The organism is Actinacidiphila oryziradicis, assembly GCF_005047355.1.
Lineage (GTDB): Bacteria > Actinomycetota > Actinomycetes > Streptomycetales > Streptomycetaceae > Actinacidiphila > Actinacidiphila oryziradicis.
Genome location: NZ_SUMC01000244.1, coordinates 1 through 4,274 on the forward strand (window position 1 = coordinate 1; position 4,274 = coordinate 4,274).

Annotated in this window: 6 protein-coding genes and 1 pseudogene; 5 read left to right on the plus strand and 2 right to left on the minus strand. The window is 69.6% G+C overall.

The window, feature by feature from the left end:
• Window positions 1–228 (plus strand): integrase core domain-containing protein (locus FCI23_RS54265; protein WP_136731572.1); only part of this gene is annotated, 228 nt, incomplete at its 5' end.
• Between the two features lie 330 nt (window positions 229–558).
• Here the strand turns inward: FCI23_RS54265 and FCI23_RS54275 are convergent.
• Window positions 559–1,506 carry an AraC family transcriptional regulator gene (locus FCI23_RS54275; RefSeq protein WP_136731573.1) on the minus strand — a complete coding sequence of 316 codons (948 nt, stop codon included), beginning with the start codon at window positions 1,504–1,506 and terminating at the stop codon, window positions 559–561.
• 111 nt (window positions 1,507–1,617) lie between these two features.
• Here FCI23_RS54275 and FCI23_RS54280 point away from each other — a divergent pair, with 111 nt between their 5' ends.
• Together FCI23_RS54280 and FCI23_RS54285 are read left to right on the plus strand one after the other, a co-directional pair.
• A complete protein-coding gene (locus FCI23_RS54280; RefSeq protein WP_136731574.1) occupies window positions 1,618–2,466 on the plus strand; it encodes an NmrA family NAD(P)-binding protein in 849 nt (282 codons plus the stop codon).
• Window positions 2,463–2,909, plus strand: a complete 447-nt coding sequence (locus FCI23_RS54285) for a nuclear transport factor 2 family protein (protein WP_136731575.1) — start codon at window positions 2,463–2,465, stop codon at window positions 2,907–2,909. Before FCI23_RS54280 ends, FCI23_RS54285 begins: the two co-directional genes overlap by 4 nt.
• A 21-nt stretch (window positions 2,910–2,930) precedes the next feature.
• Here the strand turns inward: FCI23_RS54285 and FCI23_RS54290 are convergent.
• Window positions 2,931–3,128: pseudogene (locus FCI23_RS54290) on the minus strand (IS5 family transposase); the annotation flags it as partial.
• On the opposite strand from FCI23_RS54290, the gene FCI23_RS54295 reads away from it, so the two are divergent.
• Both FCI23_RS54295 and FCI23_RS59020 read left to right on the plus strand, forming a co-directional pair.
• Complete coding sequence (locus FCI23_RS54295) at window positions 3,129–4,016, plus strand: transposase (protein ID WP_456318884.1); 888 nt, start codon at window positions 3,129–3,131, stop codon at window positions 4,014–4,016.
• A 12-nt stretch (window positions 4,017–4,028) separates the two neighbouring features.
• Window positions 4,029–4,274 (plus strand): hypothetical protein (locus FCI23_RS59020; protein WP_211265897.1); only part of this gene is annotated, 246 nt, incomplete at its 3' end.

A 4,274-nucleotide genomic window follows, 5' to 3' on the forward strand; every position in this document is an offset into this window, starting at 1 on the left:
CGCCGCGAGGCCCTCGACCACGTCCTACTCATGAACGAGGCCCACGCCCGGCAAGTCCTCGCCGACTTCGAACGGCACTACAACACGCATCGACCTCACCGGGCCCGAGATCAACGGCCCCCTCACGGCTCCGGGCAACCAGCCACCATCCACGACGTCGACGGCCGCAGACTCCTGCGCACCCGCGTCCTCGGCGGTGCTATCAACGAGTACCGGTACGCCGCTTGACCTGCGGCGACGACTTTTCGAGCCCCGCAGGGTGACATCGCGCCGGACGCGGACCCCGCCCGGCTCGCCGGGCTCCTGCTGGCTGTGCTGCGCGGCATCGAAGCGCTGGGCAAAGGCGGCGGCAGCCCGGACTCGCTGCGCGCGATCGCCGAAACGGCCTTGGCCGTCCTGCCCAGGCCGTAGAGCGGCCATGGCCCGAACCGGAGAACGGCCCTGCCTTCGCGCCCTGATCACCGGAAGATCACCTGACCGAGCAGCCGGACTCGAACCCATGACCACCATGATCGATAGAGCAACGGCTTCTGACCATCCTGTAGCTCGTCGAGGCGCTCACGAGCCGGGGTGTGTGGTGTGGGTGGTGAGGGTGCGCGTTTGTGCGGCTGCCTGTTCCCGTTGGCGCCAGGCTCCGGGGGGAGTTGCGTGGTAGCGGCGGAAGGCGGCTGCGAAGGCGAAGGGTGATGCGTAGCCGACGGCGTCGGCGATCTGGGCCAGGGTGAGGTTGTTGGCGCGCAGGTGGTCGCGGGCCTGGGTCATGCGCCATTCGGTCAGGTACTGCATAGGTGCTTGGCCGAGCGCGTCTCGGAAGGCCCGCGCGAAGGCGGCGCGGGACAGGCCGCTGAGCGCGGCGAGTTCGGGGACCGTCCAGGGGTGGGCCGTGTTCTCGTGGATGGCCTGCAGGGCGGCGCTCAGCCGCGGGTCCGCGGAGGCACGGTACCAGGGGGGTGCGGTGGCGCTTCGGTGGAAGTCGTTGCGGATGGCCAGCACGAGGAGCAGGTCCAGGAGGCGGTCCAGCACGAGCTGCTGGGCCGGTTCGGTACGGACCAACTCGCGTGAGAGCAGGGTGACCACGTCGCGCAGGGGGTCGTCGATCGCCGGGGTGAGGGTCATGACCTGGGGCAGTGCGTCGAGCAGTCCGCTGCCGACCTCGCCGGAGAACTGGTAGGCGCCGCACAGGAACACGGTGGCCTGCGGGTTGTCACCGGGGCCCGTGTGGGTGTGCCGGGCCCGGAACTCCTGCGGTTCCAGGCAGTCGGCGCCCGGTGCGTAGCCGATGTGGTGGTCCGGGCCGCCGCGCACCAGCAGAACGGATCCCGGTGAGAGCTCAACCGCGTTCCGGGGGTCCTCCAGCCACAGGTATCCGCGCCCGCGGACGACGGTGTGCACCGCGAGCTGGATCGAACCGCCCAGCCGCAGCCCCCAAGGCGGCTCGGCGACCGTCCGCGCGAAGACGGCACCGGTGGCGCGCGCCCGCACCAGATGGTCGTACAACAAGTCCATGGGATCAGACTCATCACAACGGCCGCCAAGGTCAAGAGATTGAGAGCTTCACGTAAAAAGTCGAGCGGAACACACATGGATTCACTTGGCCAACGTTCCGATGATGGAGTCATGAGAAACGAAGCACCTACCGCACTGGTCCTGGGCGGCACTGGCCGCACCGGCTCGCTCCTTGCAGCGATCCTCACCCAGGCAGGCATCGCCACCCGCACCTCGTCCCGCCACGGAGCCGACGTCCGGTTCGACTGGGACGACCCGGCCACCCACGCGGGCACCCTGGCTGGGGTGGATCGCCTCTACCTGGTGACCCCCGTCCTGCGCGTGGCCTACGCCGACCAGGTCGCCGCCTTCCTGGACCTGGCCGAGACAGCCGGGGTCCGCCACGTCACCTTCCTGAGCACCTACAACGCCGACCAGGCACCGCAGGGAATCGACATCGCCGCCGTCGAGGCCGACCTCGCCGCCCGGCAGACCATCACCCACGCCGTCCTGCGCCCCGCCTGGGTGATGCAGAACTTCACCGACGACCACCTCCCGGTCATCGACGGCGCGATCACAGCCCCCAGCGGCGGGGGCACGGAAGCCTTTGTCGACGCCGCCGACATCGCCTCCGTCGCCGCCCGGACGCTGCTGGATCCCGGCGCCCACGCCGGGGCGCAGTACACCCTCACCGGCCCGCAGGCCCTCACCTTCGGCGAGGTCGCCAGCACCATCGCCTCCGTGAGCGGCCGCCCCGTCGCCTACCACGACATCGACCCGGAGGCCTGGATCAGCGGCGCACTGGCCGCAGGCGTCCCCGCCGACTACGCCGCGATGTTGCGCTGGCTCACCGGCGCCATCATCACCGGCCACGGCTCCGTGCCCACCGGCGACATCGAGAGGGTCACCGGCCGGCCCGCCACCACTTTCCGCGCCTTCGCCCAGCGCAACGCCCGCGCCTGGACCCTGGAGGCCAAATGAGCAGGACCGTTGCTGATGATGCGCCCTTCGGGGCGAACAGCCCGTTCTTCCGGATCATCAAGGAGGGCCTGGAGGGCCTGGTCGACGGGGAGGACTACTTCGACCTCCTCGCCGAGGACGTGGTCTTCGAGTACGTGATCTCCGTTCCGGGATACCCCAGGCGGGTCGAAGGGCGGCAGAACATCGTCGACTTGTACAGCGGCTACGGCGATTACATGGCACTGTCCAGCGCGGACAACCTGCGCGTGCACCGCGACCGCGAAGCCTCGGTGGTCGTGCTGGAGTACGAAGTGCACGGCACCTCGGTCCAAACCGGCCGGCCCTACGACAACCGCTTCGTCTCGGTCGTGACCGTCAGGGACCTCAAGGTGACGCACTGGCGCGACTACCTGGACCCCGTCGCGGTGTTCGACGCAGCGGGATGGCCGCAAGGCCGCAGCTAGGGCGTGTTTTGAAAGTGCTGGTCATAGCCACTCGTTGATGACCGCGATGGTGACAGTGGCCTCATAGCGGACGGCGAGCTTGTCGTACCTCGTGGCCACCGACCGGTGGCGCTTGAGGCGGTTGATCCCGCACTCGACCGCGTGGCGCTCGCGGTAGTCGGCCTTGTCGAACTTCGGCGGACGGCCGCCGCGGGGCACGCGCTGGCGGACATGGTCCGCATCGATGGCCCCCAACTGCGGCCGGTGGCCGGGGACAGCGACCAGGCCCAGGCCGTCAAGGTCGTCGCCCGCGCCCACCAGACGTTGATCTGGGAGCGCACCCGCACCTTCCAGCGGCTGCGCAACACGCTGCGCGAGTACTTCCCTGGCGCGCTGACCGCCTACGCCGGCCTGGAGTTGACCAGTGCCGACGCCCTGGAACTGCTGGTCAAGGCACCCACACCAGACGAGGCGGCAAAGCTGACCAAGCAGCAGATCACCGCGGCGCTGGCCCGCCAGCGCCGACGGAACCGGGACCAGAAAGCCGCCTCGATCCAGGCCGCGCTGCGCGAGCCCCAGCTGGGCGTCGCCGCCACGGTCACCGCCGCCTACGCCGCGGCGGCGACCGCGCACGCGAGGCTGCTGATCGCGCTGAACGAGCAGATAGACGTGCTGGAAGAGCAAGTGAGCGCGCATTTTCTCGCGCACCCGGACGCTGAGATCTACCTGTCGATGCCCGGCATCGGCGAGGTCACCGGCGCCCGGGTGCTCGCCGAGTTCGGGGACGACTCCACCCGCTACACCACCGCCAAGGCCCGCAAGAACTACGCCGGCACCAGCCCGATCACCCGGGCCTCCGGCAGGACTCACGCCGTCCACGCACGCCACGCACGCAACGACCGACTCGCCGACGCCCTCCACAGACAGGCGTTCTCCGCCATCAACACCTCGCCCGGCGCCCGCCGCTACTACGACAAACAGCGCGCACGCGACGCCGGCTACAACCCCGCCCTGCGCCAGCTCGGCAACCGCCTCGTCGGCATCCTCCACGGATGCCTCAAGACCCGCACCCTCTACGACGAGACCACCGCGTGGTCACACCACGCAGCCCTCGCCGCAGCCGCTTGACATCCCTACGCCATGGGATGTCTGACCCCGGCCGCGCTCATGGCCGCGGGCGCCTCACTGGGGACCAAGTCGGTGCAGGTCATCGGAGAGCGCTGCTGCCCATGCTGCAGCTCCTGGTTCGGCTGCTCCTACCAGGCGATCGCGACACGACCTGGGCGACGTCAGCGGCAGGTTGGGGTCCTCGGCCTCGCCGAGGAAGTCAGGCTCCGCTCGGCCCTGGATTATGTTCCGCCTGATGAGTACCAGCAGGCGTTCTGG